General features: G+C 70.6%; 24 protein-coding genes and 1 tRNA gene. 7 read left to right on the forward strand and 18 right to left on the reverse strand.

What is annotated here, in order from left to right; all coding sequences use genetic code 11:
* Positions 1 to 60: 60 nt before the first annotated feature.
* Positions 61 to 1,170 (reverse strand): peptide chain release factor 2, encoded by a 1,110-nt coding sequence (gene prfB / locus H7694_RS10410; protein ID WP_193596444.1) that lies wholly within the window; start codon positions 1,168 to 1,170, stop codon positions 61 to 63.
* Between the two features lie 132 nt (positions 1,171 to 1,302).
* Between prfB and H7694_RS10415 the strand changes: the two genes are divergently transcribed.
* Positions 1,303 to 2,526, forward strand: coding sequence for an MFS transporter (locus H7694_RS10415; RefSeq protein ID WP_193599177.1), 1,224 nt, complete (start codon positions 1,303 to 1,305; stop codon positions 2,524 to 2,526).
* 49 nt (positions 2,527 to 2,575) lie between these two features.
* Here the strand turns inward: H7694_RS10415 and H7694_RS10420 are convergent, their stop codons facing one another.
* The 7 genes from H7694_RS10420 to H7694_RS10450 are packed head-to-tail and all read right to left on the reverse strand — an operon-like array spanning position 2,576 to position 7,003.
* The gene (locus tag H7694_RS10420; RefSeq protein ID WP_193596445.1) at positions 2,576 to 3,010 is read right to left on the reverse strand and encodes a pilus assembly protein TadG-related protein; all 435 of its coding nucleotides are present in this window, start codon (positions 3,008 to 3,010) and stop codon (positions 2,576 to 2,578) included.
* Positions 3,007 to 3,444, reverse strand: coding sequence for a TadE family protein (locus H7694_RS10425; RefSeq protein ID WP_193596446.1), 438 nt, complete (start codon positions 3,442 to 3,444; stop codon positions 3,007 to 3,009). The genes H7694_RS10420 and H7694_RS10425 overlap by 4 nt, the downstream gene beginning before the upstream one ends.
* A 10-nt stretch (positions 3,445 to 3,454) precedes the next feature.
* The gene (locus H7694_RS10430) at positions 3,455 to 3,856 is read right to left on the reverse strand and encodes a TadE/TadG family type IV pilus assembly protein (protein ID WP_193596447.1); all 402 of its coding nucleotides are present in this window, start codon (positions 3,854 to 3,856) and stop codon (positions 3,455 to 3,457) included.
* 8 nt (positions 3,857 to 3,864) lie between these two features.
* Complete coding sequence (locus H7694_RS10435) at positions 3,865 to 4,050, reverse strand: hypothetical protein (protein ID WP_193596448.1); 186 nt, start codon at positions 4,048 to 4,050, stop codon at positions 3,865 to 3,867.
* 21 nt (positions 4,051 to 4,071) lie between these two features.
* Positions 4,072 to 5,010: a type II secretion system F family protein gene (locus tag H7694_RS10440; protein WP_193596449.1), complete on the reverse strand. Its 939-nt coding sequence runs from the start codon at positions 5,008 to 5,010 to the stop codon at positions 4,072 to 4,074.
* On the reverse strand, positions 5,007 to 5,864 hold the full coding sequence (locus H7694_RS10445; protein WP_193596450.1) for a type II secretion system F family protein: 858 nt from the start codon (positions 5,862 to 5,864) through the stop codon (positions 5,007 to 5,009). The genes H7694_RS10440 and H7694_RS10445 overlap by 4 nt, the downstream gene beginning before the upstream one ends.
* Positions 5,861 to 7,003 (reverse strand): CpaF family protein, encoded by a 1,143-nt coding sequence (locus tag H7694_RS10450; protein WP_193596451.1) that lies wholly within the window; start codon positions 7,001 to 7,003, stop codon positions 5,861 to 5,863. The genes H7694_RS10445 and H7694_RS10450 overlap by 4 nt, the downstream gene beginning before the upstream one ends.
* A 107-nt stretch (positions 7,004 to 7,110) precedes the next feature.
* Here H7694_RS10450 and H7694_RS10455 point away from each other — a divergent pair.
* A tRNA-Leu gene (locus tag H7694_RS10455) sits at positions 7,111 to 7,192 on the forward strand.
* A gap of 67 nt (positions 7,193 to 7,259) precedes the next feature.
* Entirely contained in the window at positions 7,260 to 8,051 is a 792-nt protein-coding gene (locus H7694_RS10460) for a DedA family protein (RefSeq protein ID WP_193596452.1), read from the forward strand.
* A gap of 145 nt (positions 8,052 to 8,196) precedes the next feature.
* Here the strand turns inward: H7694_RS10460 and H7694_RS10465 are convergent, their stop codons facing one another.
* Positions 8,197 to 9,054 (reverse strand): Ku protein, encoded by an 858-nt coding sequence (locus H7694_RS10465; RefSeq protein ID WP_193596453.1) that lies wholly within the window; start codon positions 9,052 to 9,054, stop codon positions 8,197 to 8,199.
* A 67-nt stretch (positions 9,055 to 9,121) separates the two neighbouring features.
* Between H7694_RS10465 and H7694_RS10470 the strand changes: the two genes are divergently transcribed.
* Positions 9,122 to 11,614 (forward strand): ATP-dependent DNA ligase, encoded by a 2,493-nt coding sequence (locus H7694_RS10470; RefSeq protein WP_193596454.1) that lies wholly within the window; start codon positions 9,122 to 9,124, stop codon positions 11,612 to 11,614.
* 142 nt (positions 11,615 to 11,756) lie between these two features.
* Here the strand turns inward: H7694_RS10470 and H7694_RS10475 are convergent, their stop codons facing one another.
* From H7694_RS10475 to H7694_RS10500, 6 genes are all read right to left on the reverse strand, one after another.
* A complete protein-coding gene (locus tag H7694_RS10475; protein WP_193596455.1) occupies positions 11,757 to 12,677 on the reverse strand; it encodes a cation diffusion facilitator family transporter in 921 nt (306 codons plus the stop codon).
* Positions 12,678 to 12,773: 96 nt separating this feature from the next.
* Positions 12,774 to 13,367 (reverse strand): RdgB/HAM1 family non-canonical purine NTP pyrophosphatase, encoded by a 594-nt coding sequence (rdgB, locus tag H7694_RS10480; protein ID WP_193596456.1) that lies wholly within the window; start codon positions 13,365 to 13,367, stop codon positions 12,774 to 12,776.
* Positions 13,367 to 14,125: a ribonuclease PH gene (gene rph, locus H7694_RS10485; protein ID WP_193596457.1), complete on the reverse strand. Its 759-nt coding sequence runs from the start codon at positions 14,123 to 14,125 to the stop codon at positions 13,367 to 13,369. Before rph ends, rdgB begins: the two co-directional genes overlap by 1 nt.
* Before the next feature lie 20 nt (positions 14,126 to 14,145).
* Entirely contained in the window at positions 14,146 to 15,057 is a 912-nt protein-coding gene (gene murI, locus H7694_RS10490) for a glutamate racemase (protein ID WP_227468068.1), read from the reverse strand.
* An 11-nt stretch (positions 15,058 to 15,068) separates the two neighbouring features.
* Positions 15,069 to 16,004 carry an N-acetylmuramic acid 6-phosphate etherase gene (gene murQ / locus H7694_RS10495; RefSeq protein WP_193596458.1) on the reverse strand — a complete coding sequence of 312 codons (936 nt, stop codon included), beginning with the start codon at positions 16,002 to 16,004 and terminating at the stop codon, positions 15,069 to 15,071.
* Positions 16,005 to 16,044: 40 nt separating this feature from the next.
* Positions 16,045 to 17,520, reverse strand: coding sequence for a glycoside hydrolase family 3 protein (locus H7694_RS10500; RefSeq protein WP_193596459.1), 1,476 nt, complete (start codon positions 17,518 to 17,520; stop codon positions 16,045 to 16,047).
* 85 nt (positions 17,521 to 17,605) lie between these two features.
* Between H7694_RS10500 and H7694_RS10505 the strand changes: the two genes are divergently transcribed.
* Positions 17,606 to 18,925: a nicotinate phosphoribosyltransferase gene (locus H7694_RS10505; RefSeq protein WP_193596460.1), complete on the forward strand. Its 1,320-nt coding sequence runs from the start codon at positions 17,606 to 17,608 to the stop codon at positions 18,923 to 18,925.
* A gap of 85 nt (positions 18,926 to 19,010) precedes the next feature.
* Here the strand turns inward: H7694_RS10505 and H7694_RS10510 are convergent, their stop codons facing one another.
* From H7694_RS10510 to H7694_RS10520, 3 genes are all read right to left on the reverse strand, one after another.
* Positions 19,011 to 19,277 carry a DUF3039 domain-containing protein gene (locus tag H7694_RS10510; RefSeq protein WP_067201268.1) on the reverse strand — a complete coding sequence of 89 codons (267 nt, stop codon included), beginning with the start codon at positions 19,275 to 19,277 and terminating at the stop codon, positions 19,011 to 19,013.
* Between the two features lie 89 nt (positions 19,278 to 19,366).
* Entirely contained in the window at positions 19,367 to 20,932 is a 1,566-nt protein-coding gene (locus H7694_RS10515; protein WP_193596461.1) for a hypothetical protein, read from the reverse strand.
* Positions 20,908 to 22,119 carry an ABC transporter ATP-binding protein gene (locus H7694_RS10520; protein ID WP_193596462.1) on the reverse strand — a complete coding sequence of 404 codons (1,212 nt, stop codon included), beginning with the start codon at positions 22,117 to 22,119 and terminating at the stop codon, positions 20,908 to 20,910. The genes H7694_RS10515 and H7694_RS10520 overlap by 25 nt, the downstream gene beginning before the upstream one ends.
* Positions 22,120 to 22,177: 58 nt before the next feature.
* Between H7694_RS10520 and H7694_RS10525 the strand changes: the two genes are divergently transcribed.
* Both H7694_RS10525 and H7694_RS10530 read left to right on the forward strand, forming a co-directional pair.
* Positions 22,178 to 22,804 (forward strand): hypothetical protein, encoded by a 627-nt coding sequence (locus tag H7694_RS10525; RefSeq protein WP_193596463.1) that lies wholly within the window; start codon positions 22,178 to 22,180, stop codon positions 22,802 to 22,804.
* Positions 22,805 to 23,107: 303 nt separating this feature from the next.
* A complete protein-coding gene (locus tag H7694_RS10530; RefSeq protein ID WP_193596464.1) occupies positions 23,108 to 23,800 on the forward strand; it encodes an NTP transferase domain-containing protein in 693 nt (230 codons plus the stop codon).
* Positions 23,801 to 23,898 lie beyond the last annotated feature (98 nt).

Here is a 23,898-nt window from a genome sequence, read left to right on the forward strand (position 1 = left end):
CGGAAGGTCGCGGGGCGGTTCTGTATGAGCGGTGCGCTGCGCGCGGCGCGGCGCGCGCGGTCAGTCCTCGGTCTTGCGCTTGCGCCAGCGGATGCCGGCCGAGATGAAGTCGTCGAGGTCGCCGTCGAAGACGCTCGCGGGGTTGCCCGACTCGTGCCCGGTGCGCAGGTCCTTGACCAGCTGCTGGCCGTAGAGGAAGTAGGAGCGCATCTGGTCGCCCCAGCTCGCGGTGATGTTGCCGGCGAGCTCCTTCTTCTTGGCGGCCTCCTCCTCCTTCTGCAGCAGCAGCAGGCGGGTCTGCAGCACGCGCATGGCGGCGGCGCGGTTCTGGATCTGCGACTTCTCGTTCTGCATCGAGACGACGATGCCGGTGGGAAGGTGCGTCAGGCGCACCGCCGAGTCGGTGGTGTTGACCGACTGGCCGCCGGGCCCGGATGAGCGGAACACGTCGACGCGGATGTCGTTCTCGGGGATGTCGACCTCGGTCGCCTCCTCCATCAGCGGGATGACCTCGACGGCCGCGAACGACGTCTGGCGCTTGTCGGCCGATCCGAACGGGCTGATGCGAGCGAGGCGGTGCGTGCCGGCCTCGACCGACAGCGTGCCGAAGGCGTAAGGCGCGGTGATCTCGAAGGTGGCCGACTTGATGCCGGCGCCCTCGGCGTAGGAAGTGTCCATGACCTTCACGGGGTAGCCGTGCTGCTCGGCCCAGCGCAGGTACATGCGCATGAGCATCTCGGCGAAGTCGGTGGCGTCGTCGCCGCCGGCCCCGGAGCGGATGGTGATGATCGCGTTGCGCTCGTCGTACTCGCCGTCGAGCAGCGTCTGCACTTCGAGCTGGTTGACGGTGTCGGTGAGGGCCGCGAGCTCCTTGCGCGCCTCTTCGGCGGAGTCGTCGTCCTGCATCTCGTTGGCGAGATCGACGAGCACCTCCAGGTCGTCGAGACGGCGCTCGACGTCGGTGACGCGCTTGAGGTCGGCCTGCTTGTGGCTGAGTGCACTGGTGACCTTCTGCGCCTTGTCCGGGTCGTCCCACAGATCAGGGGCGCCGGCTTCCTCGCTGAGGCGCGCGATGTCCTCGCGCAGCGCGTTGACGTCGACGACCTCGCGGATGTCGCCGAAGGTGTGTCGCAGGGCCTGGATGTCGGCGGAGAGATCGAGTTCGAACATGGCAGTCCAGCCTATCGCGCCGGGCGCGCGGTTCCAGACCTGCGGGGATGTCGCCGCATCGGATGCCGTGGCGCGGGCTAGCGTGGCCTCGTGAGCGAGAGCGCGGGGAAGGTCCTGAGGCAGTTCGGGCCGATGGTCTACATACCCACGGTGCTCTTCGCACTCGGCGAGGGCGCGGTGCTGCCGCTGATCCCGATCCTGGCCACGCAGCTCGGCGCGGATGTGCCGCTTGCCGCGCTCGTGGCATCCGCGCTGGTCATCGGCCAGCTGTGCGGCAACCTGCCCTCGGGGTGGCTGGTCGCGAGGATCGGCGAGCGGCTGACCATGGTGTTCGCGGGCGTGGCGGCACTGGCCGCGGGTGCCGGGATGCTGCTCGCGGATTCGCTGCCGCTGTTCACCGCCGCCGTCTTCCTGCTCGGTTTCTGCGCGGCGGCATTCGGCCTTGCCCGGCACGCGTTCATGACGACGCGGGTGCCGATCCGTTTCCGGGCACGGGCGCTGTCGCTGCTGGGCGGCTGCTTCCGCTTCGGCGTGTTCGTCGGTCCGTTCGTGGCGGCGGCGCTGATCCGGCTGACCGGCACCGAGCTGTCGACGATCTGGTTCCTGATCGGCTGCGTGGTCGTGCTGATCGTGCTCGTGCTGTTCGGCCCCGACCCCGAGCGCAGCAGCCCGGCACTGCTGAAGCCGACCGGTGCGGCCGTGGCCGAAGACACCGGCGAGGTCGTCACGGGCTCGATCCCGATCGCCGACCAGCGCGGGGTGTTCGGCACGATCTGGCACTACCGCGCCGTGCTGTCGCGGCTGGGCCTCTCAGCCGCCTGCCTGTCGGCGGTGCGTTCGGCCCGGCAGGTCATCCTCCCCCTGTGGGGTGTCTCGCTGGGACTGGACTCCGAGACCATCGCCCTGGTCATCGGCGTGACCGGGGCGATCGACTTCGCCCTCTTCTACGCGAGCGGACAGGTCATGGACCGGTTCGGACGCATCTGGGCGGCTATGCCCGCGCTGGTGCTGATGGGGCTCGGCTTCGCGGCGCTGTCGCTGACGCACGACCTCGACTCGGCCACGCTCTGGTACGGCACGCTCGCGGCGGTGCTCGGAGTGGGCAACGGTCTCTCCAGCGGCATCCTGCTCACGTTCGGCGCCGATCTCGCGCCCGAACGCGACCCGGCCGCGTTCCTGGGGTCGTGGCGGACGCTGACGGATGCCGGCGGCGCCACCGCGCCGGTGGTCGTCTCGGCGGTCACCGCGGTCGCCTCGCTGTCCCTCGCCACCGGACTCATGGGCGTGGTCGCCCTGCTGGGCGCCGCCGGGTTCGTGCGCTGGACGCCGCGCTACCTCCCCCGCGCCGACGACTGACACTCGCTCACTGCAGCGCTTTCACCACAGCGCCGTCACTGCAGCACCGTCACCGCAGCGCGGTGCGGGTGGTGGCCGTCGACTCGATCTGAACGCCGCCGGGCACGAACGGTGAGACCAGCGGCGGATGCCACACGGTGCTGACCGTGACCTGCGCCGAGACGCCGTCGGGTGTGCCCGCCGACACGAGACGCGCGTCCTGCGAGACGGCCGCGACGACGGCATCCGCCTGCTCGCGTACGCCGGCGTCGGTGAGCTCGGCGTGCACGTCGCCGCCGTCGACCTGCAGGGTGAAGCCGTCGGCCCCGGCGAGCGCTGCGGCGTCGGCGAGCGAGTCCAGCCGTTTCTGCGCGATGTACAGGTCGGTGGCGCACACGCAGGCGAACAGCACGGCGACGGCCAGCAGTGTGTAGCCCAGGATGAGGGGCAGGATGCTGCCGTCCTCATCCCCCGCGAGAGTGCGGAGATGACGGGTGAGTCTCATCCGCTCCCCCACAGTCTCGACACCCTCTGCGCGGACTGGGCCTCGACGGGGATCGCGGCGATCCTGTCGAGGCCGAACAGCGGCGGCATGAACGGCAGGCTCACCCGCGCGCTCACCGTGACGATCACGGTGCTCCCCGCGTCCGGGCAGACTGCGGCCGCGGGGCGGCAGGTGATCGTCACGTCCACGGCATCCTCGTCCATGTCGTACTCGCGGATCACCGAGGCCAGCACGGCGTCGCCGCGGGCGCCGGCGGTCGCGGCATCCGGCGCCTGCCCGATCACCCGCGCGGTGTGGCGCGCGGCGGCCTCGGCCCCCAGGGTCTGCTGCTGCACGGCGCCGAGCGCCAGTACGAGGTAGACCAGCGGCACGAGCATCAGCAGGCCGACGGTGATGAACTCCAGGGCCGCCGAGCCGGTGTCGTCGGCGAGCATCCCGGGTCGTTCAGTCGTCTCCGAAGGTCTCGACGGGCGCACGGGCCTCCACCTCCATCCCGAAGGGCACCCCGATCAATCCGAGCACGGGCAGAGTGGTGCGCACGCGCACGACGACGCTCTCGTGGCCGAGACTCGTATCCTGTCCGACCGCGACGTCCTCGGCGTAGGCGTCGCCCACCGCGCGGGTGATCACCGTGCGCGTCCGAGCCGCCCCCTCCTGCAGCGAGGTGTCGGCGAGCGCCGCGTAGTGGGCACCCTCCACCGCTGCGTCGTGCACGACGTTGCGTACGTACACCGCGAACGCGACCTGCAGCACCGCCAGCGTGAGCGCGGTCAGCAGCGCGCCGACGAGCACGAACTCGACGGGGCTGGACCCTCGCTGATCGGCGAGCGGCGGCGGCAGGCGCATGGCGGGTGTCAGATCCCGGAGACGCGCGAGATCGCCTGCTCGAACAGGTCGACCAGCGCGGGACCCGCGACCGCCCAGATCACGACCACCAATGCGGCCGTCATCAACGTCACGAGCACCCATCCGGGCACGTCGCCGCGCTCGTCCTCTGCGAGCGTCCTGCCGGCCGCGAGCCAACTTCTGATCTTCGTCATATCCGTTCCTTGCGTCAGGGCTCAGCTGAGGCCGAGCCGGAGGATGAAGAGCCCCGGGTACACCGCGAAGAGCACCGAGAGCGGGAGGATGAGGAACACGAGCGGCATGAGCATGAGGATCTCCTTGTGTCCGGCCTGCTCGATGAGGGTGCGCTTGGCCTCGTCCCTGGCGTCTGCGGCCTGGGAGTGCAGCACGCCGGCGAGGGGTGCGCCGTGCTCGAGCGCCGCGATGATCTGGTCGACTGCCCGCGAGAGTCCTGGCAGCTGCAGCCTCGTAGCGGTCTCGCCCAGCGCGTCTGCCAACGGCGAGCCGGTGTGCACGGCGAGCACCGCCTGCCGCAGCTCGGCGGTCAGCTCGCCCGTGCCGACACCCGAGACGCGCCGCAGTGCGTCCAGCAGCGACTCCCCCGCCGACAGGCACAGCGCGAGGAACTCGAGGGTGGTCGGCAGCTCGTCGGCGAGTCGGTCGCGACGGGATCGCGCCCGCGCGGTGAGCTGCATGTCGTAGCCGGCGGCGGCTCCCGCTCCGGCGAGCAGCGGCAGCAGCACGGCGGGCGGGGTCATGCGTCCGGCGACGGCGAGCACGACGACCAGCAGCGCGCCGGCCAGCAGCCCGGCGACACCCCAGGCGAGCTGACGACCGCGGAAAGCCGCAGGCGTCTGCGTGGCCCCGGCCTGCGCGAGTCGCTGGGCCAGCGCGTCGCCGCCACCCAGCATCCGCTCGAACCGGCCGCGAAGCCGATCCCACAGCCGACGACCGTCGACCGGCATGACTCCGACGCGGGGCAGGATGCCGGCCGGCAGCGCCTCGTCGTCGACCACGTCGCGCACGTACGGCGCGATGCGCCGCTCCAGCGGCAGCGCGCCCCAGCGCGGCAGCGCCGAGAGCACGCCCAGCACGCCGAGCCCGAAGGCGCCGCCGAGCAGCACCGCGAGCGCGAGGTCGGTGATCACCGTCATCCGAACCACCTCTCGGGCTCGGGGAGCCGGCCGATGCGCAGCATGATCCGGTAGGCGAGCACCGACACCACCGCGCCGATCACGATCACCAGCACGCCCTCGGCGCTCGCGTAGGCCTCGCGTCCCTCCGGACGCATCGCCAGCAGCGCGAGGATGACCCACGGGGCGACGGCGCCCAGCACAGCTGCGCCGCGGATCCACGACTGCCTGGCCTCGACCTCGCCGCGCAGCGCGGCATCCGCTCTGACCGATGACGACAGCGCCCTCAGCACCCCGGTCAGCTCGGTGCCGCCCACCTGCCTGGCCATGCGCAGCGTCTCGATGATGCGGTCAGCGATCGGGTCGGCGAGGGTCTCCTTCAGGCGGTCGAGGCTCGTCTCGAACCGTCCTGTCGCCCGCAGGTCGCGGGCGAACACGGCGAACGCCGGGCGGATGGCCGGAGGTGCGGAGTCCGCCAGACTCGCCACCGCATCCGGCAGCGAGAGCCCGACCCGGATCGCGGCCACGAGCAGGTCGCACACGTCGGGCCACAGCTGGCGGCGCGCCTTGCGCAGCCGCAGTCGGCGGCCGCGCAGGTACAGCACGGGGGCGGCGGCGCCCGCCAGCGCGGCGAGCACGGCGAGAACCGGCAGACCGGTGACCAGCCAGGCGAGGGATGCGGCGACGAGCGCGAGCGCCGTCATCACCACGACGAGCGTGCGGGCGGAGGCCCTGGAGTGTCCGGCCTCCTCGAGCAGTCTGCGGAGCCTCCCTCGCCGCGGGGCGCTGGCCGTCCGCTCCCGGGGCGGCCACAGCCACGGGGATGCGCACAGCAGCAGCCCGGCTCCGAGCAGCGCTCCCACCAGCAGCGTCATACGGCTCCGCCTGCCCGGTGGACCGTCGTGCTGAGGATGCGGCCGTCAAGGACTTCGCCGGTGGGTGCGATGACCTCTGTCACCCGGCGTGAGCCGTCGGGATCGCGCCGGCAGTGCACGACGTAGTCGATCGAGGTGGCGAGCGCCGGTGCGATGAACGCACGATCGATGTTGCGACCGGCGAGCAGCGGCAGCAGCGCGAGCTTCTCGAGCGCCTCCTCGGCGGAACTCGCGTGCACGGTGCCGGCCGCAGGCACGCCGGTGTTCAGCGCGAGCACGAGGTCGAGTGCCTCCGCGTCGCGCACCTCGCCGACGACGATGCGGTCGGGGCGCATGCGCAGCGCCTCCTTCACCAGGCGTCGCAGTGTGATCTCCCCCGTGCCCTCCAGGCTCGCCTGCCGCCCCTGCAGGGCGACGACATCGGGCCCCTCGACGGCGAGCTCGAACGTCTCCTCGACCGTGATGATCCGCTGCCCGTCCGCGCAGGAGGCCAGCAGCGCGCCCAGCAGCGTGGTCTTCCCCGCGTGCGTGGCGCCCGAGACGATGATGCTGCCGCCGTCGCGCAGCGAGCGGTGCAGCAGATCCGCGATCTCCGCCGGCACCGACCCCTGCTCGACGAGCGAGGCCAGGGTGCGGTGCTGGGGCAGGAACTTGCGGATGTTCACAGCCCACGATCCGCGCACGACATCCGCGATGGCGACGTGCAGGCGCGAGCCGTCGGGCAGGGACGCGTCGACGAACGGCTGGCTGACGTCGACGCGGCGGCCGGTGGACTGCAGCATCCGCTCGACCAGATCCCGGACGATCGCATCCGTGAGCCGCAGATGCACACGCTCGGTCGTGCCGCCGCGGGCGATGAAGATCCGATCGGGACCGTTCAGCCAGATCTCCTCGATCTCGGGATCATCCAGCAGCGGCTGCAGGGCGCCGAAGCCCGACACCGAGGCGAGGACGTCGCGGACGAGGGCCGCCTCGTCGTCGATCAGCGCCTCGCCGCGCTGCAGCGCGAGGTCGTTGTGCCGCCGCACCTCGGTCTGCGCGATGTGCCGCGCCTGATCGGGATCGGCCGACGGATCCGTGCGCTCGAGACGCAGGCGCCGCCGCACCCGCTCGGCGACGACGAGGGAGGGATGGGACACGCGGGCATCATGACAGAATCCGTGATCCGCGCGTCAGAGTTATCCACAGGCACTCGGGGCAGATCTACGGAAAACCCGTGCGGCGCCGTCGATAGACTGACTCACGCGCGGGAGTGGTGGAATCGGTAGACACGCAGGATTTAGGTTCCTGTGCCCCAGGGCGTGTGGGTTCGAGTCCCACCTTCCGCACAGACGCCGCTCGTGCCCCCGCACCTCGGCGCGCAGCACCGCCGAACAACGAACGACGGGAACCACCTTGCTCCAGACGATCATCCAGGCGCCGACGGCACTCATCCCCTGGCTGGACCCCGAGACGATCATCAGCGCCGCCGGCCCCTGGGCGCTGCTGGTGGTGTGCTTCATCGTCTTCGCCGAGACCGGTCTGCTCATCGGGTTCCTGCTGCCCGGCGACACGCTGCTGGTGATCTCCGGGCTGCTGTCGCACCCGATCGGGCAGTCTGAGCACGGCGTGTTCGGACTGAGCGTCTGGGTGGTCGCGCTGCTGATCGGGCTGGCGGCCTTCGTCGGCGGTGAGGTCGGGTACTTCATCGGCCACAAGGGCGGACCCGCGGTCTTCGAGCGCAGGGAGTCCGGGCTGTTCAGCCGCAAGAACGTCGAACGCACCAATACGTTCTTCGAGCGGTTCGGCGGCATCACGGTCATCCTCGCCCGCTTCGTGCCGATCGTGCGCACCTTCGCGCCGGTCGCTGCGGGTGTCGGGCACATGCCGTGGAAGCGCTATTCGCTGTACAACTTCATCGGTGCGGTCATCTGGGGATTCGGGCTGACCATGTTCGGCTACCTCATCGGCTTCATCCCGCCGGTCGCCGAGTTCGTCGAGAACTACATCGACCTGATCCTGCTCGCCGCCGTCGGCGGCACCGCGCTGGTCACGCTGTGGCACTACCTCAGCGAGCGCCACAAGGCGAAGAAGGCCGCGGCTGCGGGAACGGACGTCGACACGGATGCCGCCGAGGCGCGTGAGCTCAAGCTCGACGCCGAGGTGTTCGACCGTGCCCCCGACATCGACGGCGACGGCGAGCGCTGACAGCCGCTGGGCCGCCTGCGCTTCGCGCGGGAATCTGCGCTTCGCGCGGACGGAATCCCTGATCCGATCCGCGTCAAGCGCATTTCTCCGCGCCAAGCGCACGGCATCCGCCCCCGACGCAGTCGAACTCAGCCGGTCTTAGGACTCAGCCGGCCTTCTTCTTGCCGCCCGACTTCTTCCCGGACTCCTTCGCATCGGAGCCGCCGCCCTTGCGCGCAGCCTTCGTGCGCTCGACGCTGGCGCGCAGCGCCTCCATCAGGTCGATGACCTCGCCGCCTGCACCCTCACCCTCCTCGGCGAAGGTCTCGGCGACGTCGAAGGTCTCGCCGGCCTCGATCTTCGCCTCGATGAGCGTGCGCAGCTCCTTCTGGTACTCGTCGATGTACTCCTCGGGGTCGAAGTCGCTGGAGTAGCTCTCGACGAGCGACGCCGACAGCTCGAGCTCCTTGGCGCTGACCTTCACATCCTCGTCCAGCGCCGGGAAGGCGGCCTCGCGCACCTCGTCGGCCCACAGCAGCGTCTGCAGCACGAGCACGTCTCCGCGCACCCGCAGGGCTGCCAGGCGCGTCTTCTGCCGCAGCGTGAACCGCACGATCGCCGTGCGGTCGGTCTGCTCGAGCGTCTTGCGCAGCAGCACGTACGCCTTGGGCGACTTCGAGTCGGGTTCGAGGTAGTACGGCCGGTCGAGGGTGAGCAGGTCGATCTGGTCGCTCGGCACGAACTCGACCACGTCGATCTCACGGCTCTTCTCCGCCGGCAGCGCCGCGAGATCGTCCTTGGTGAGCACGACGGTCTGCCCGTCGTCGTCGACGTACGCCCGGTCGATGTCGGCATAGGCGACGGTCTGGCCGCACACCTCGCAGGTGCGCTGGTACCGGATGCGGCCGCCGTCCTCGTCGTGCACCTGGTGCAGCGAGACGTCGTGGTCCTCGGTGGCCGAATACACCTTGACCGGCACGTTCACCAGGCCGAAGGTCACGGCGCCCTTCCAGATGCTCCTCATCACACCAGTATCACGAGCCACACCCCGTCGGGCCAGCCTCTTGACCCTCGCCGACTAATCTGTGTGCATGGCAGCGAGCGGGCGGGTCGTGCAGGTCGACGGCCGTCGCCTGCGCGTCACGAACCTCGACAAGGTCGTCTACCCCGAGACCGGCACCACCAAGGGCGAGATCCTCGCCTACTACTCGCGCGTCGCCCCGGTGATGCTGCCGCATCTGCGGGGACGACCGGTGACCCGCAAGCGCTGGGTGGACGGCGTCGGCACGGCAGAGCATCCCGCCGAGAGCTTCTTCACCAAGCAGCTCGAGCAGGGCGCCCCCGACTGGGTGCGACGGATGCCGATCGAGCACTCCGACGGCCCGAAGGACTATCCGCTCGCCGATGACGTCGCCACCCTGGTGTGGTTCGCGCAGATCGCCGCGCTCGAGCTGCACGTGCCGCAGTGGCGGTTCACGCATTTCGGCGGGCGGGGACGGCCAGACCGCCTGGTGCTCGACCTGGATCCAGGCCCCGGTGTGGGCTTGCCCGAGTGCGCGGAGATCGCGCGGGTCGCGCGCGGCATCCTGACCGGTATGGGACTGGAACCGCTGCCGGTGACCAGCGGCAGCAAGGGTATCCATCTGTACGCGAGGCTGCCCACCACCGATGACGGCACCGGGCGCCAGACCAGCGACGAGGTCTCGGCGGTCGCGAAGGAGCTGGCCCGGCTGATCGAGGCCGACCATCCCGACCTCGCCACGCACGTCATGGCCAAGTCCGCCCGCGGCGGCCGGGTGTTCATCGACTGGAGTCAGAACAGCGCCTCGAAGACGACGATCGCGCCGTACTCGCTGCGCGGACGCGCCCGTCCGTGGGTCGCCGCCCCGCGCACCTGGGAGGAGCTCGACGACCCCGGCCTGCGGCATCTCGAGTTCGCCGAGGTGCTCGACCGGGTGGACGCCGGGATCGATCCGTTCGCGGCGCTCGCGCCGCCCAGCCCGGCGCTTGCCGCCTACCTCGCCAAACGGGATGCCGCGAAGACCCCCGAACCGATGCCGAGCACGGCATACGTCGGTTCGGGCGGGGCGCCGCGCTTCGTCATCCAGGAGCATCACGCCAGCCGCCTGCACTACGACCTGCGCATCGAGCGCGACGGGGTGCTGTTCAGCTGGGCGGTGCCCAAGGGCGTGCCCGAGACGACCGAGCGCAACCATCTCGCGGTGATGACGGAGCCGCATCCGATGGAGTACCTCACGTTCGAGGGTGAGATCCCGCGCGGCGAGTACGGCGCGGGTTCGATGACGGTGTGGGACACCGGCACCGTCGCGCTGGAGAAATGGCGCGATGACGAGGTCATCGGCACCTTCACGGGACAACCGGGCGGGCGGCTGGGCGCGGCACGTCTCGCGCTGATCCGCACCGAGGGCGAGGGTGAGAAGTCGCAGTGGCTGCTGCACCGCATGAAGGATCCGGCCGCTCGCCCGGTTCCTGAGCGCCCTTCGTCTCGCCCGGTTCCTGAGCGCCCTTCGTCTCGCACGGTTCGGGAGCGCCCTTCGTCTCGCTCCGCTCCCTCAGGAGCCGAGGAGCACGAAAGCGCCGTGCCGCCACCGCGGATCGAGCCGATGCTCGCCGAGGCGGGCACGCCGGCGCTCGCCCGATCGCTGGGCCCCTCCCCCTGGGCCGAGGTCAAGTGGGACGGCATCCGCGCCATCGGCACCTGGCAGACCACAGCATCCGGCGGCCGGTTCACGCTGCACACCCGCAACGGCAACGACGTCACCGCCCGGTACCCCGAGCTCACCGCCGACGGCGCTCCGCACCTGCCCGCGACCGGAGCCGTCGTCGACGGCGAGATCGTCGCCTTCGACGCGCAGGGGCGGCCGAGCTTCGCGCGGCTGCAGCAGCGCATGCACCTCACTCGCGGGCGCGACATCGAGCGTGAGGTGGTGCGTACCCCGATCGTCTACCTGCTCTTCGACCTGCTGCACCTCGACGGCCACGACCTCACCCGCGTGCCGCTGCGCGAGCGTCGCGAGCTGCTCGAGCAGCTCGCCGCCGGCCTCGACGCGCCGGTGCAGGTGCCGCCGGTGTTCGAGGATCTGGATGCCGCTCTGGAGCTGAGCCGGCAGCACGGGCTCGAGGGCGTCGTCGCCAAGGACCCCCGCTCGTCATACCGTCCCGGTCGTCGCTCGTCGTCCTGGCTGAAGCTGAAGAACACGCGCACGCAGGAGGTCGTGATCGTCGGCATCCGGCCCGGTCAGGGCAACCGGCGCGAGGGCATCGGCTCGCTGCTGCTCGCCGTGCCCGGTGACGACGGCGCACTCGCCTACGTCGGGCGCGTCGGCACCGGATTCAGCGATCGGATGCTGCGCGACCTGGCCGAACAGCTCGAACCGCTGCGGACGATGAAACCCGCGCTGGAGGTACCGCCCCCCGACGCTTCCGACGCGCTGTGGGTGCGTCCGGAACTGGTGGGCGAGGTCGAGTTCGCGAACTGGTCGCCCGGCGGCATCCTGCGGCATTCCCGCTGGCGCGGACTGCGCCCCGACAAGTCCCCCGGCGACGTGCGCCGCGAGCCCTGAGCCTGCCTGGGCCCCTGAGCCCGTCGAAGGGCCTGGGTCCCTGAGCGGGGCCCACGCGGCCAGAGGCTCCGCGCAGCGCGGAGCGGTGCGTGGAGGGGCCGTGGGGAGCGAAGGGCCTGGCCTGTCGAAGGGGCCAGAGACGTCAGGCGTGCGCGGCCTCGCAGTCGTCGTGATCCGCGGGCTCGAGCTGGAAGGTCGAGTGCTCGACGTCGAAGTGCTCGGCCAGGCACGACTGCAGCTCCTGCAGCAGCTGAGACGAGCGCCCTGCGGCCAGCGCCGCCGGATCGACCTTGACGTGCGCGGTGAACACCGGCGCGCCGCGGGTCAGCTGCCACACGTGCACGTCATGCACGTCGACGACTCCGGGATACACCTTCAGGTGCTCACGGATCTCGCTGACGGCCATGCCCTTGGGGGCCGACTCGGCGAGCACCGAGAAGACCTCGCGCAGCAGGGAGACCGCCCGCGGCAGGATCATCACCGCGATCAGCAGCGAGGCGATCGCGTCGGCGGGCATCCATCCCGTGGTCACGATCACGATCGCGGCGATGATCACCATGACCGAGCCGATGAGGTCGCCCATCACCTCGAGGTAGGCGCCCCGCACGTTGATGCTGGTCTTCTGCGCGCGGCTGAGCACCCACATCGAGACCGCGTTGGCGATCATGCCGACCACTGCGACGACGAGCATGAGGGGACCCGCGACCTCGACCTCGCCCGGATCGACCAGCCGCTGGATGCCCTGCACCGCCACGACGACCATGAGCACGATGAGGATGATCGCGTTGATCAGCGCCCCGAAGACCTCGGCCCGCTGGTAGCCGAAGGTGCGTCGATCGTCGGCCGGGCGTGCGGCGACCGCCGTGGCGATCAGGGCGACGACCAGCGCCGACGAGTCGGTGAACATGTGCGCGGCGTCGGCGAGCAGCGCAAGCGAGCCGGAGAGAATCGCGCCGATGACCTGCACCACCATGACGGTGGCGGTCAGGCTCAGCGAGATCGTCAGCAGGCGCCGGTGGCCGGCGTCGCGGAGTCCCCCGGGGGCGGGTGCGTGATCGTGCATGCCTCCAGGCTAGGCCGATGTCCCGGCCCCGAAGGCCCGTGTCCCGCAGTCGGGAACGGTAACGGTTCTCAACATCGCGGGTGAGGCGATCGGATGCTACAGATCGGCGAGCAGCGGGATGAGCGCCTGGAACGCGCGGGCGCGGTGCGACTGGGACTGCTTCTCGGCATCCGAGAAGTCGCCGACCGTGCGCTCGGCCGCCGGATCCTGCCCGTCGGGGATGAAGATCGGGTCGTACCCGAACCCGCCGGCGCCGGATGCCGTGCGCGCAAGACGCCCCGGCCACACGCCCTCGACGATGTGCTCGGCACCGTCGGCCGCGACCAGCGCGATGGTCGAGCGGAACTGCGCGGCGCGGTGCGGGTCGGCGATGTCGTGCAGCTGATCGAGCAGCAGCTCGAGGTTGGCGGCGGCATCCTTGCGCTGCCCCGCCCAGTACGCCGAGAACACTCCGGGCGAACCACCCAGGACGTCGACGCAGATGCCGGAGTCGTCGGCGAGCGCGGGCAGGCCTGTGTGCGCGGCGGCGGCGCGGGCCTTGATGAGCGCGTTCTCGGCGAACGTCACGCCGTCCTCGACGGGCTCGGGTCCGTCGTAGCCGACGACCTCGAGATCGGGACGGGTCGCTGCGACGATCTGCTGGAACTCGGCGACCTTGTGCGGGTTGTGCGTGGCGAGGACAACTTTCATCAGGCCTGGGCCCCTGAGCCTGTCGAAGGGTCCAGTGCCGCGAGCTGGTGCTCCTTCAGGGTCGCGCAGCCGTTCACGCCCAGTTCGAGCAGAGCGTCGAGCTCGCGCTTGTCGAACGGCGCACCCTCGGCGGTGCCCTGCACCTCGACGAACAGGCCGCGGCCGGTGACGACCACGTTCATGTCGGTCTCGGCGCGTACGTCCTCGACGTATGCCAGGTCGAGCATGGGCTCGCCGTCGATGATTCCCACCGAGACCGCGGCGACGGTGTCGAGCAGCGGCGTGGAGTTCTTGCCGATGAACTTCTGCGCCCGGCCCCACTCGATGGCGTCTGCCAGGGCGACGTAGGCTCCGGTGATCGCGGCGGTGCGGGTGCCACCGTCTGCCTGCAGCACGTCGCAGTCGATGACGATGGTGTTCTCGCCGAGCGCCTTGGTGTCGACCACGGCGCGCAGCGCCCGGCCGATCAGGCGCGAGATCTCGTGCGTGCGCCCGCCGATGCGGCCCTTCACGCTCTCGCGGTCGTTACGGCTGTTGGTGGCCCGGGGCAGCATCGCGTACTCGGCGGTGACCCAGCCCTTGCCCTTGCCGGTCAGCCAGCGCGGCACCCCGTTGGTGAACGAGGCCGTGCACAGCACCTTGGTGCCGCCGAAGCTGATCAGCGCGGATCCCTCGGCGTGCGCGGACCAGCCGCGCTCGATGGTGATCTCGCGGAGCTGATCGGGGCGTCGGCCGTCGGCGCGGACGATGTCTGACATGGGGTCCTCTCGGGTGGGGTTCAGGAGCGGTCGGCGGGCGCCGGGTCGACGGAGTCTGAGTCGGAGTCGGTGACGGCGGGTTCGGTGACGTCGGAGTCGAGCCCCGCCTCAGACAGGTCGGGCAGCGTGATGACGCCGGTCTGCACGAGTTGCACGTCGCGCACCTCCCGGCCCATCAGGCGGTTGGCGAGCACGGTGAAGTCGTCGGCGGACTGGCCTGTCGCCTCGTACACGTAGGCGGGCACGGCGTCGGGCGAGGCGAGCAGGTCACGGCGCACGAGCTGGCGGTACACGTCGGCGGCGGTCTCATCGTCGCTGGAGACCAGCGAGACGCCGTCGCCCATCACGTAGCTGATCGCACCGCGCAGGAACGGGTAGTGGGTGCATCCGAGCACGAGCGTGTCGACTCCGGCCTCCCGCAGCGGCGCGAGGTACTCCTCCGCGACCGCGAGCACCTCGGGGGTGCCGGTGATGCCGGCCTCGACGAACTCGACGAAGCGCGGGCAGGCGGCCGTGAACACCTCCAGGCGCTCGTTGACCTCGAGCATGTCCTGGTAGGCGCGCGAGCTGATGGTCCCGACCGTGCCGATCACGCCGATGCGGCCGTTGCGGGTGGTCGAGACCGCCCGCCGCACGGCGGGGCCGATGACCTCGACGACCGGCACGTCGTAGCGTTCCCGCGCGTCGCGCAGCATCGCGGCGGATGCCGTGTTGCAGGCGATCACGAGCATCTTCACGCCCTGCTCGACGAGGGTGTCGAGCACCTCGAGGCTGTACCGGCGTACGTCGGCGATGGGCTTTGGCCCGTAGGGCGAGTGCGCGGTGTCGCCGATGTAGAGGAAGGATTCCTGCGGCAGCTGAGCCCGGATGGCGCGGGCGACCGTGAGCCCGCCGACGCCGGAGTCGAAGATGCCGATGGGCGCGTCGTTCATGATGCTCAAGCCTAGCCCGCGGCTCCCGCGCCCCGGGTCGCGGCGAGCGCCTGGCGCAGGTTCCCGCCGGCCGCATCCAGAGCGCGGCGGGCGGTGTCGGCATCCGCGCCCGTCTCGACGATCGCGATCGCGAGCTTCACCGACCCGGATGCCGACTGCAGCGCCCGCGCCGCCTCGGCGGCGTCGCAACCCGTGGCATGCATGACGGTGCGCTCGGCGCGGGCGCGGAGCTTCTCGTTGGTGGACTGCACGTCGACCATGAGGTTGCCGTACACCTTGCCCGACTGCACCATCGCCAGAGTCGAGAGCGTGTTCAGCACGAGCTTCTGCGCGGTGCCCGCCTTCAGCCGGGTGGATCCGGCGACCACCTCAGGGCCGGTGACGACCTCGATCGGCGCGTCGGCGAGCCCCGAGATCTCCGCGTCCCGGTTGCTGGCCACGCTCACGGTGAACGCGCCCTGTGCCCGGGCGGCGCGCAGCGCGCCGACGACGTACGGAGTGCGTCCGGATGCCGAGATACCGACGATCACGTCATCCGGACCGAGCTCACGGCCGGCGCTCTCTCCCGCGCGGACATCGTCCTCGGCGTTCTCGATGGCGCGGTGCAGAGCATCCGCGCCACCCGCGATGAGCCCGGTGACCAGTGCGGGATCGGTGCCGTACGTCGGCGGGATCTCGCTGGCATCCAGTACGCCCATCCGCCCCGCCGTGCCGGCGCCGATGTACACCAGGCGCCCGCCGCGGCGCAGCCTGCCCACGATGCCGTCGACGGCCCGGGCGATGCTGTCGCGCTCGGCGGCGACGGCCTGCGATGCGACGACGCCCTGCTCGGCCATCAGCGCCACCTGATCGGCGGTGGCGAGCAGGTCGAGCTCGGCGAATGCCGGGTCGACCGCCTCGGTCGAGAACGTCTCGAGGGCGGATCGCAGGTCATCGCGGTCGGTCATGGTTCCTCTTCCTGATCGGTTGGTGCGGCAGCGGGCGTCTTCAGCGTGCCGGGCCCAGCAGTGCGCGGCGCGCAGCCCTGGCCGCCACCAGGCTCGCAGCGGATGCCGTGATCACGCCTCCGGCTCCGGCGACCGGGAGTCCGACGTTCACGGCCGGGATGTCGGGCCTGACGGCGCGGATGCGGTCGAGCGCCGCACGCTGTGCGGCATCCGCATCGAGCCGGTCGACGAGCACGACGGCCTGGTCGGCGCCCGCTGCCGCGGCGTCGATGCGGGCATCCGTCGCCGTCTCGGGCTCGAGCCGCACGAAGGCGCCGCCGGCGGCGATCGCGAGGGCGACATGGGATGCCGCGCTGTCGACGGCGAGACTGGACGAGCGACGCAGATCGATCACCGTGGTCGGGATGTCAGCGAGCGGGGCGATCTCACCGTCGATGCGCAATGCACGGTCGGAGATCGCATCGCCGTCGAAGGGCGTGCCGATGACGTCTGCGATCGGGGCACGCCCGCGGACCGCCTCGGCCATCGCGGCCACGCGCCTGGCAGCCTCCTCGACCCGCGACCGGGGCAGCTCTCCCGCACGGATCGCGGCGACCACCGCGTCCCTCGCGGATCGGTAGTCGCGCTCATCCTGGTCCGGCAGCATCGCCGCGCCGGGATTGGTCGGGTTGCCGATGCAGAAAAGATCGGCGCCCGCGGCGAGCGCGCGAACGGCTCCCCCGCCGATGCCGATCGTCTCGCGGATGGCGGCCATGTCGAGCGCGTCGGTGACGATCACGCCTTCGAAGCCCCGCTCGCGCAGCCCGCCCAGCACGAGCGGGTTGAGCGTCGCGGGAACGTCTCCCCAGTGCGACGCGCAGATGTGGGCGGTCATGATGGCTCTCACGCCCGCGCGCACCGCCGCGTCGAACGGCGGGAGGTGCACCCGCTCGATCTCGCCCTGATCGAGTGCGATCCGTGGCAGGTCGTGGTGCGAGTCGGTGTGGGTGTCGCCGTGCCCGGGATAGTGCTTGGCGCACGCGGCGAGCCCGGTGGACTGGATGCCGTCCACCGCCGCGGCGACGTGCCGGGAGACGAGTTCGGTCGTGGAGCCGAATGCGCGCACTCCGATGACGGGGTTGCGCGGGTCTGTGTTGACGTCGGCGACCGGGGCGATGACGACGTCGGCGCCGATCGCATCGACGCGGCGTCCGATCTCGCGGCCGGTCGCGCGAGTGGCATCCGTATCGTCGAGCATCCCGAGCTCGGCCGCTCCCGGGACTGTGGAACCGGTGCGCGTCTCGAGGCGCGTCACGCTGCCGCCCTCCTCGTCGATGCCGATGAGGGCGTGCGGGGCGATGCGGTGGATATCGGCGCTCAGCGCCGCAGTGTCGCCGTCGAGGTTCTGGGCGAAGTAGACGACGCCGGCGAGTCCGTCACCGAGAGCTTCCGCGAGCCATCCGGGCACATCGCCGCCGAGGAATCCGGGCCACAGCACTCCGTTGACCAGCCGCTCCAGCTCGTCGGCGTGTGCCATCGTCGGCTCCTCCTGCATCTCGGTTGCCGATTCTCCCGGCACGCTGATCAGTATTCCCGATCCGCCGCCTGGATACACTGGCCGGATGAGCTCCGCGTTCCTCACCGACCGCTACGAACTGACCATGCTCGCCGCGTCGCTGCGCGACGGAACAGCCGCGCGACCGAGCGTCTTCGAGCTGTTCTCGCGGCGGCTCTCCGGCGGTCGCCGCTTCGGCGTGGTCGCAGGCACCGGCCGCCTGCTCTCGCTGCTGCGCGAGTTCCACTTCGGCGACGACGAGCTGCGGTTCCTGCGCGACAACGACGTGGTGGATGCCGAGGCGCTGCGCTACCTGGAGAACTACCGCTTCACCGGAAGCATCCGCGGCTACCGCGAGGGCGAACTGTACTTCCCCGGCTCCCCCATCCTCACCGTGGAGGGCACCTTCGCGGATGCCGTCGTACTCGAGACGATCGCGCTGAGCGTGCTCAATCACGACTCTGCCGTGGCGACGGCCGCATCGCGGATGAGCATCGCTGCCGGTGATCGCCCGCTGGCCGAGATGGGATCGCGGCGCGCGGCCGAGCAGTCCGCCGTCGCCGCCGCCCGCGCCGCCTACATCGCAGGATTCGGCGCGACCAGCAACCTCGAAGCGGGCCGCCGCTGGGGCATCCCTACCATGGGCACCGCCGCGCACTCCTGGACGCTGCTGCACGACAGCGAGGAGGACGCCTTCCGCGCGCAGGTGGAGAGCCTGGGCGTGGAGACCACGCTGCTCGTGGACACCTACGACATCCGCACGGGCGTCGAGACCGCGATCCGCGTCGCCGGCACCAGGCTCGGCGGCGTGCGCCTGGACTCCGGCGACCTGCCGATCGTCGCGGGCGAAGTGCGCGCGCACCTCGACGAGCTGGGCGCCACCGAGACGCGGATCACCGTGACCAGCGACCTCGACGAGTACGCGATCGCCGCGCTCGCCGCCTCACCCGTGGACTCGTACGGAGTGGGGACGTCCGTGGTCACCGGATCCGGGTACCCGACAGCCGGGATGGTCTACAAGCTCGTGGCCAGACAGGATGCCGCAGCTGGCTGGGTGGCCGTGGCCAAGGCGTCGGCCGACAAGGGCTCGAAGGGCGGCCGCAAGTCGGCGTTCCGCAGCATCCAGGACGGCGTCGCCGTCTCGGAGACGATCAGCGTCGCCGACGGCTTCGAGCAGGTCCACGCGACCTCAGACCACCCGGGTTCGCGTGCACTGCAGGTCACGCTCGTCGACAACGGCGACATCGATGCGTCCTACGAGGGCGCGTCGGGTACGGCATCCGCTCGGGAGCACCACCTGCGCGTGCGTGAGGAGCTGCCGGTGCGCGCGCTGGCGCTCAGCAAGTCCGACCCGGCGATCCCGACGGTCTTCGTCGACGTCGCCTGACCGGTCCCTCTCGGCCCCTGGAGCTCTCGAAGTGCCTGGGTCCCTGAGGCTCTCGAAGGGCCTCAGCCCCCTCGCCTGACCGCTGTTACGCGACCATGCTCTCGTAGATCTCCTTGCAGGTCGGGCAGATCGGGAACTTCTCGGGGTCGCGCCCCGGGGTCCACTTCTTGCCGCAGAGAGCGCGCACCGGCTTGCCGGTGATCGCGGACTCGAGGATCTTGTCCTTCTTCACGTAGTGCGAGAAGCGCTCATGGTCGCCGGGCTCGAGGTTCTCCTCGCGGAGGAGCTCTTCGAGTTCGCGATCAAGTGTTGCCACGCCACCCTGATCGGGGCTGTCCAGCGGAGTACTCATGCCGTGATTCTAGTCGCCGTACGGCCGCCGGGATCGGTCGTCTCAGCATCCGGTCCGGTCATCTCAGCATCCGGTTCGGTATCTCAGCATCAGGTCGTCTCGACGAACTCCATCAGCCGCTCACCGCTGCGCTCGAAGATCGCCGCTCCGATCGCCGCGCCGCCGAACAGCACGAGAGTGCCCGTGATGGCGCCGGTCCAGAACGCGGCGGGCGCGTGCTGATCGCCCTCGACCATGGTCAGGCCGAACAGCCACAGCGTGGGCGCGCTGAACAGCAGCGCTCCGAGGAAGGTGCCGGCCGCTCCGAACGATCCGTGCGCCGACGAGCGCTGCGGCTGCTGGAACGGGCTGTCGCCCGGCCGAGACACGGCGTACGGCGCGACCACCGACGCGATGCTCGACATCCCGAGCCCCGTCAGCAGCAGCGCCGCCGCGACGCCGATGAGCGGCAGCAGCAGATCCCATCTGCCGATGTAGGCCAGCGTCACCGACACGGCGACAGCCAGCACCGGGATCGACACCAGCAGCACGGGGATCAGGCGTCCCAGCCGGTCGGGCAGGCCGCGCACTCCGCTGGCGATGTGGATCCACAGCGCGGTCGAATCGTAGGCGACGTCGTTGTGCGGCAGCCAGCCGAAGAACAGCGCCATGAGCGGCACCGGTACGAGCGCCGCGATCCACAGCGGGACCCCGGCGACCATCAGCGGGAAGACGGTGAGCACCCCGGCGATGGGCACGACGATGATGTTGACGATGTAGCGCCGGTCGCGCAGCCAGTACACGAGGCTGCGAGCGCCGATGGCGCCGAACGCGTTGCCCGGCAGGGATCCGAACCACCCGAGTCCGGAGCGCTCGCGGGTCGCGTAGGGCCGCTCGGTCGTGGTCAGCAGGCGGCGGACCAGGTACGCCCACAGCGCGAGAAGCCCGCCCACCGTGGCGAGGGCGATCAGCCCGCTCGCCCAGGCTGCTGCCGTCTCACCCGCAGCGACATGGAAGAGGAAGGCCTGCGGCGCCGCCAGTGGCGAGAAGCCGATGATCGAGCGGGCGGCGTCGACGCCCGCGGGCACCTGACCATCCCACTCCAGAGATGCGAAGTAGGCGGCGACGGGGAACGCGACGACGATCACGGGGATGGTGAACAGCACGGTCAGCTCGCGCGAACGGCGCTCGGGCAGCGCGATCGCGCTGACCGCCATGCCGATCCGCGCGGCCAGCACGGTCGAGATCACACCGACGATGCCCGCCAGCACCGCGACCGGCCAGGGCGCGCCGGCGCTGACGGCGGCGATCACGAAGCAGGTGCTGACGGCGATGAGCGCGAAGCTGGGCACGCTGACCAGGGCGGCGAGCGCGAGGATCCACGGCATCCGCTTCTCGTCCACGCCGAACGGCGCGAACCGGCGCGGGTCGAGCTGGTCCGGGGTGCCGATGATCATGGGCGCCAGGAAGAAGGCGACGAAGGCGGCGGCGGCGCTGAGCACGGTGACGGTGCGGGCGGTCGCGAGCGGCGCGGCGCCGAGGCCGAGCACGGCGATGCAGACCGAGACGGTGACGGCGATGGTTGCGAGCAGGGCGATCGCGCTGCGACCGGGACGCTCACCGCGCAGGGCACCCGCGAGCAGGTCGAGCCTCAGTCGGAGAACGTGTGCAACCACTCCAGCCCCTCCACTTCTCCGCCGGTGCCGGACAGCTCGACGAATCGCGCTGCCAGGGTCTGGCCTGCCCGCACCTCGTCGATGGTCCCCTCGGCGAGCACCTCGCCGCCGACGATGACCGCGACGCGCGAGCACACCCGCTCGACCAGGTCCATGCCGTGGCTGGAGAGGATCACCGTGCCGCCGTGCGCGACGTACGAGCGCAGGATGTCGAGGATCACCCCGGATGAGACCGGGTCGACCGCCTCGAACGGCTCGTCGAGCACGAGCACCCGCGGGGAATGGATCAGTGCGCCGGCGAGCATGACCTTCTTGGTCATGCCGGCCGAGTAGTCCGACACGACGCGGCTGAGTGCCTCGGTGAGGTCGAAGGCGCGCGCGAGGTCGGCGACGCGCTTCTCGATCACGGCGCGGTCCAGGCGCCGCAGCTGCCCGTAGTAGTGCAGCAGCTGCCGCCCGGTGAGCCGGTCGAAGGTGCGCAGCCGGTCGGGCAGCACGCCCATGACGCGCTTGGCGCCCAGCGGATCGGCGCGCTGGTCGATGCCGGCGATGTGCACGGTGCCCTCATCGGGGCGCAGCAGGCCGGCGATGATCGACAGCGTCGTGGTCTTGCCGGCTCCGTTCGGGCCGACCAACCCGTAGAACGTGCCGGCGGGGACCGTGAGGTCGATGCCGTCGACGGCATGGGTCTCGCCGAAGCGCTTGACGAGCCCGCGGATGCGGATCGCGTCGGTGCGCGGCGCGGAATCCTCGTCCGTCGCCTCCGGCGCGGGGACGCCGGATACGGCGTCGTCGAGTGCGGTGGCGTCCGCGGATGCGGTGTCGTCGGATGCTGTGGCATCCAGAGCCGTTTCGTCGATCGCGATGTCGGCCCGTGCAGCGTCAACGGGTGCGGCTTCCTCCGCGGCAGCCTCGTACGGCGCCGTCGTCGTGATCGCGGCATCCGCTTCCGCCTCTGCGGACGTCGCGTCCTCTCCAGCCGTCTCGGCGACCGCCGGTTTCCCGGCGACATCCTGCGCAGGCTCGGCTGCGGCCGGGCCTGTCTCGGCAGCGGCATCCGGGACGACAGGCGGAGCGGCTGCCGCCCTGGCGGCAGATCCGCGTGGAGGACGCGCCTCGGTCGGCGTCGCGGCGCTGTTCGACGCCGCCGTCAGCCGACGCGCGGGAGCCGTCGATTCATCGGTCACGGATTGAACATCGAGCTGCTGGACCGGGGCGATCGACGATGCATCCACGGCATCCGTCGTGCTGGCTGCTGCCGTCTCAGCGGGGGCGGGCTTCGTCGTGCGCTTCGCGGGGGTCTTCCGGGCGGGCGCGGGTTCCGGCGAGGTCGTCTTCGCGGCAGTGGTCCGCTTCGCCGGCGTCTTCCTGGCCTGTGCGGACTTCTCACCGGATGCCGTCGCGGGCGTGGCCGTCTTCTTGGCCGCCGCGGTCGACTTCGCTGAGGTGGTCGACTTCGCTGAGGCGGATGACTTCGCGGACGCGGATGAATTCGCGGCCGAGGCGGTCCTCTTCGTCGCAGTGGCCGTCTTGTCCGCGTCGGCGCTCTTGGCGTCGGCCTTCACTGCGGTGGATGCGGCCGCGGCCTTCTTCACCGCCGCCGTCTTCGCCGCGCTGGTCGTGGCGGTGCGCTTAGCGGCGGCGGTCTTCGACTCGCTCGCTGCGGACGCGGCCTTCTTGGCCGCGGCGGTCTTCGCCGCCGTCGACTTCGCGGCAGCCGACTTTGCGGCGGGTGACTTCGCGGCGGGTGACTTCGCGGTCGCCGGCTTCGCGGCGGGCGACTTCGCAGGAGACTTCTTCGCCGCAGGCTTCTTCGCAGCCGGAGCCTTCTGGGTTTCAGGCGCCTTGACGGCATCCGCATACTCGTTCTGAGTGTTCTCGATGCGGTCGTCTCCAGAGGCGAGATCAGCAGTCACAGGTATACGGTATCAAGCAGATAACGATCATCCCGCGACGGCATCCGCACTGCGTAACAGGCGGCGTGGCGGCGCGACGATCGACCTCGAAGCGGAGGGTGCAGACCCTGAGCGGAAGGTGTGCAAACGATCACGAAACGGCAACGGCGACGCCGCAGCCCCGGATGCTCACAGGTGCCATCACTAGCATTGCCCTGGCACGAAGAGGTGTCCCGTCGATGAATCGACAGTGAACACAAGTTCTTTCTAGGAGAAAATCGTGACTCTTCAGACCGTCATCCTGGCCGCAGGCATGGGCTCGCGCCTGGGCCGTGCGCTGCCCAAGCCGCTCACCGAGCTGAGCGACGGCCGCACGATCATGCAGCAGCAGCACGACAACATCCGCAGCGCCTTCGGGTCCGAGGCCCGCATCACCGCCGTCGTCGGCTACCGTGCCGAGACCATCATCGAGGCGTTCCCGACCGCGAAGTACGTGCACAACGAGCGTTACGACGTGACCAACACCTCCAAGAGCCTGCTGCGCGCGCTGAGCGTGACCGGCAAGAGCGGCGTGCTGTGGATGAACGGCGACGTCGTCTTCGACCCGCGCATCCTGGGCCGTGCGATCGAGTTCATCGAGCGCGATCAGTCGTTCGTCACCGTCAACACCTCGAAGGTGAGCGACGAAGAGGTCAAGTACACCGTCACCGCAGAGGGCTTCATCAAGGAGCTGTCGAAGACGGTCAAGGGCGGCCTAGGCGAGGCCGTGGGCATCAACTACATCTCGTCGGCCGACAAGGCGGCGTTCGTGCGCCAGCTGCAGCGCGTCGACGACCAGGACTACTTCGAGCGCGGTCTCGAGCTCGCGATCGCCGAGAACGGACTGCTGCTCGAGCCGATGGACGTCTCCGACCTGTACGCGGTCGAGGTCGACTTCGCCGAGGACCTCGAGCGCGCCAACCTCTTCGTCTGACCCTCTGGATCCCTGAGCCCGCTGGGTCCCTGAGGCTCTCGAAGGGCCGCCTCCCCCTCCGGGAGGCGGCTTTCGGCTTTCTCGCGGGCACCGCGCAT

The sequence above is a fragment of the Microbacterium sp. YJN-G genome, from assembly GCF_015040615.1.
In the GTDB taxonomy this organism is placed as follows: domain Bacteria; phylum Actinomycetota; class Actinomycetes; order Actinomycetales; family Microbacteriaceae; genus Microbacterium.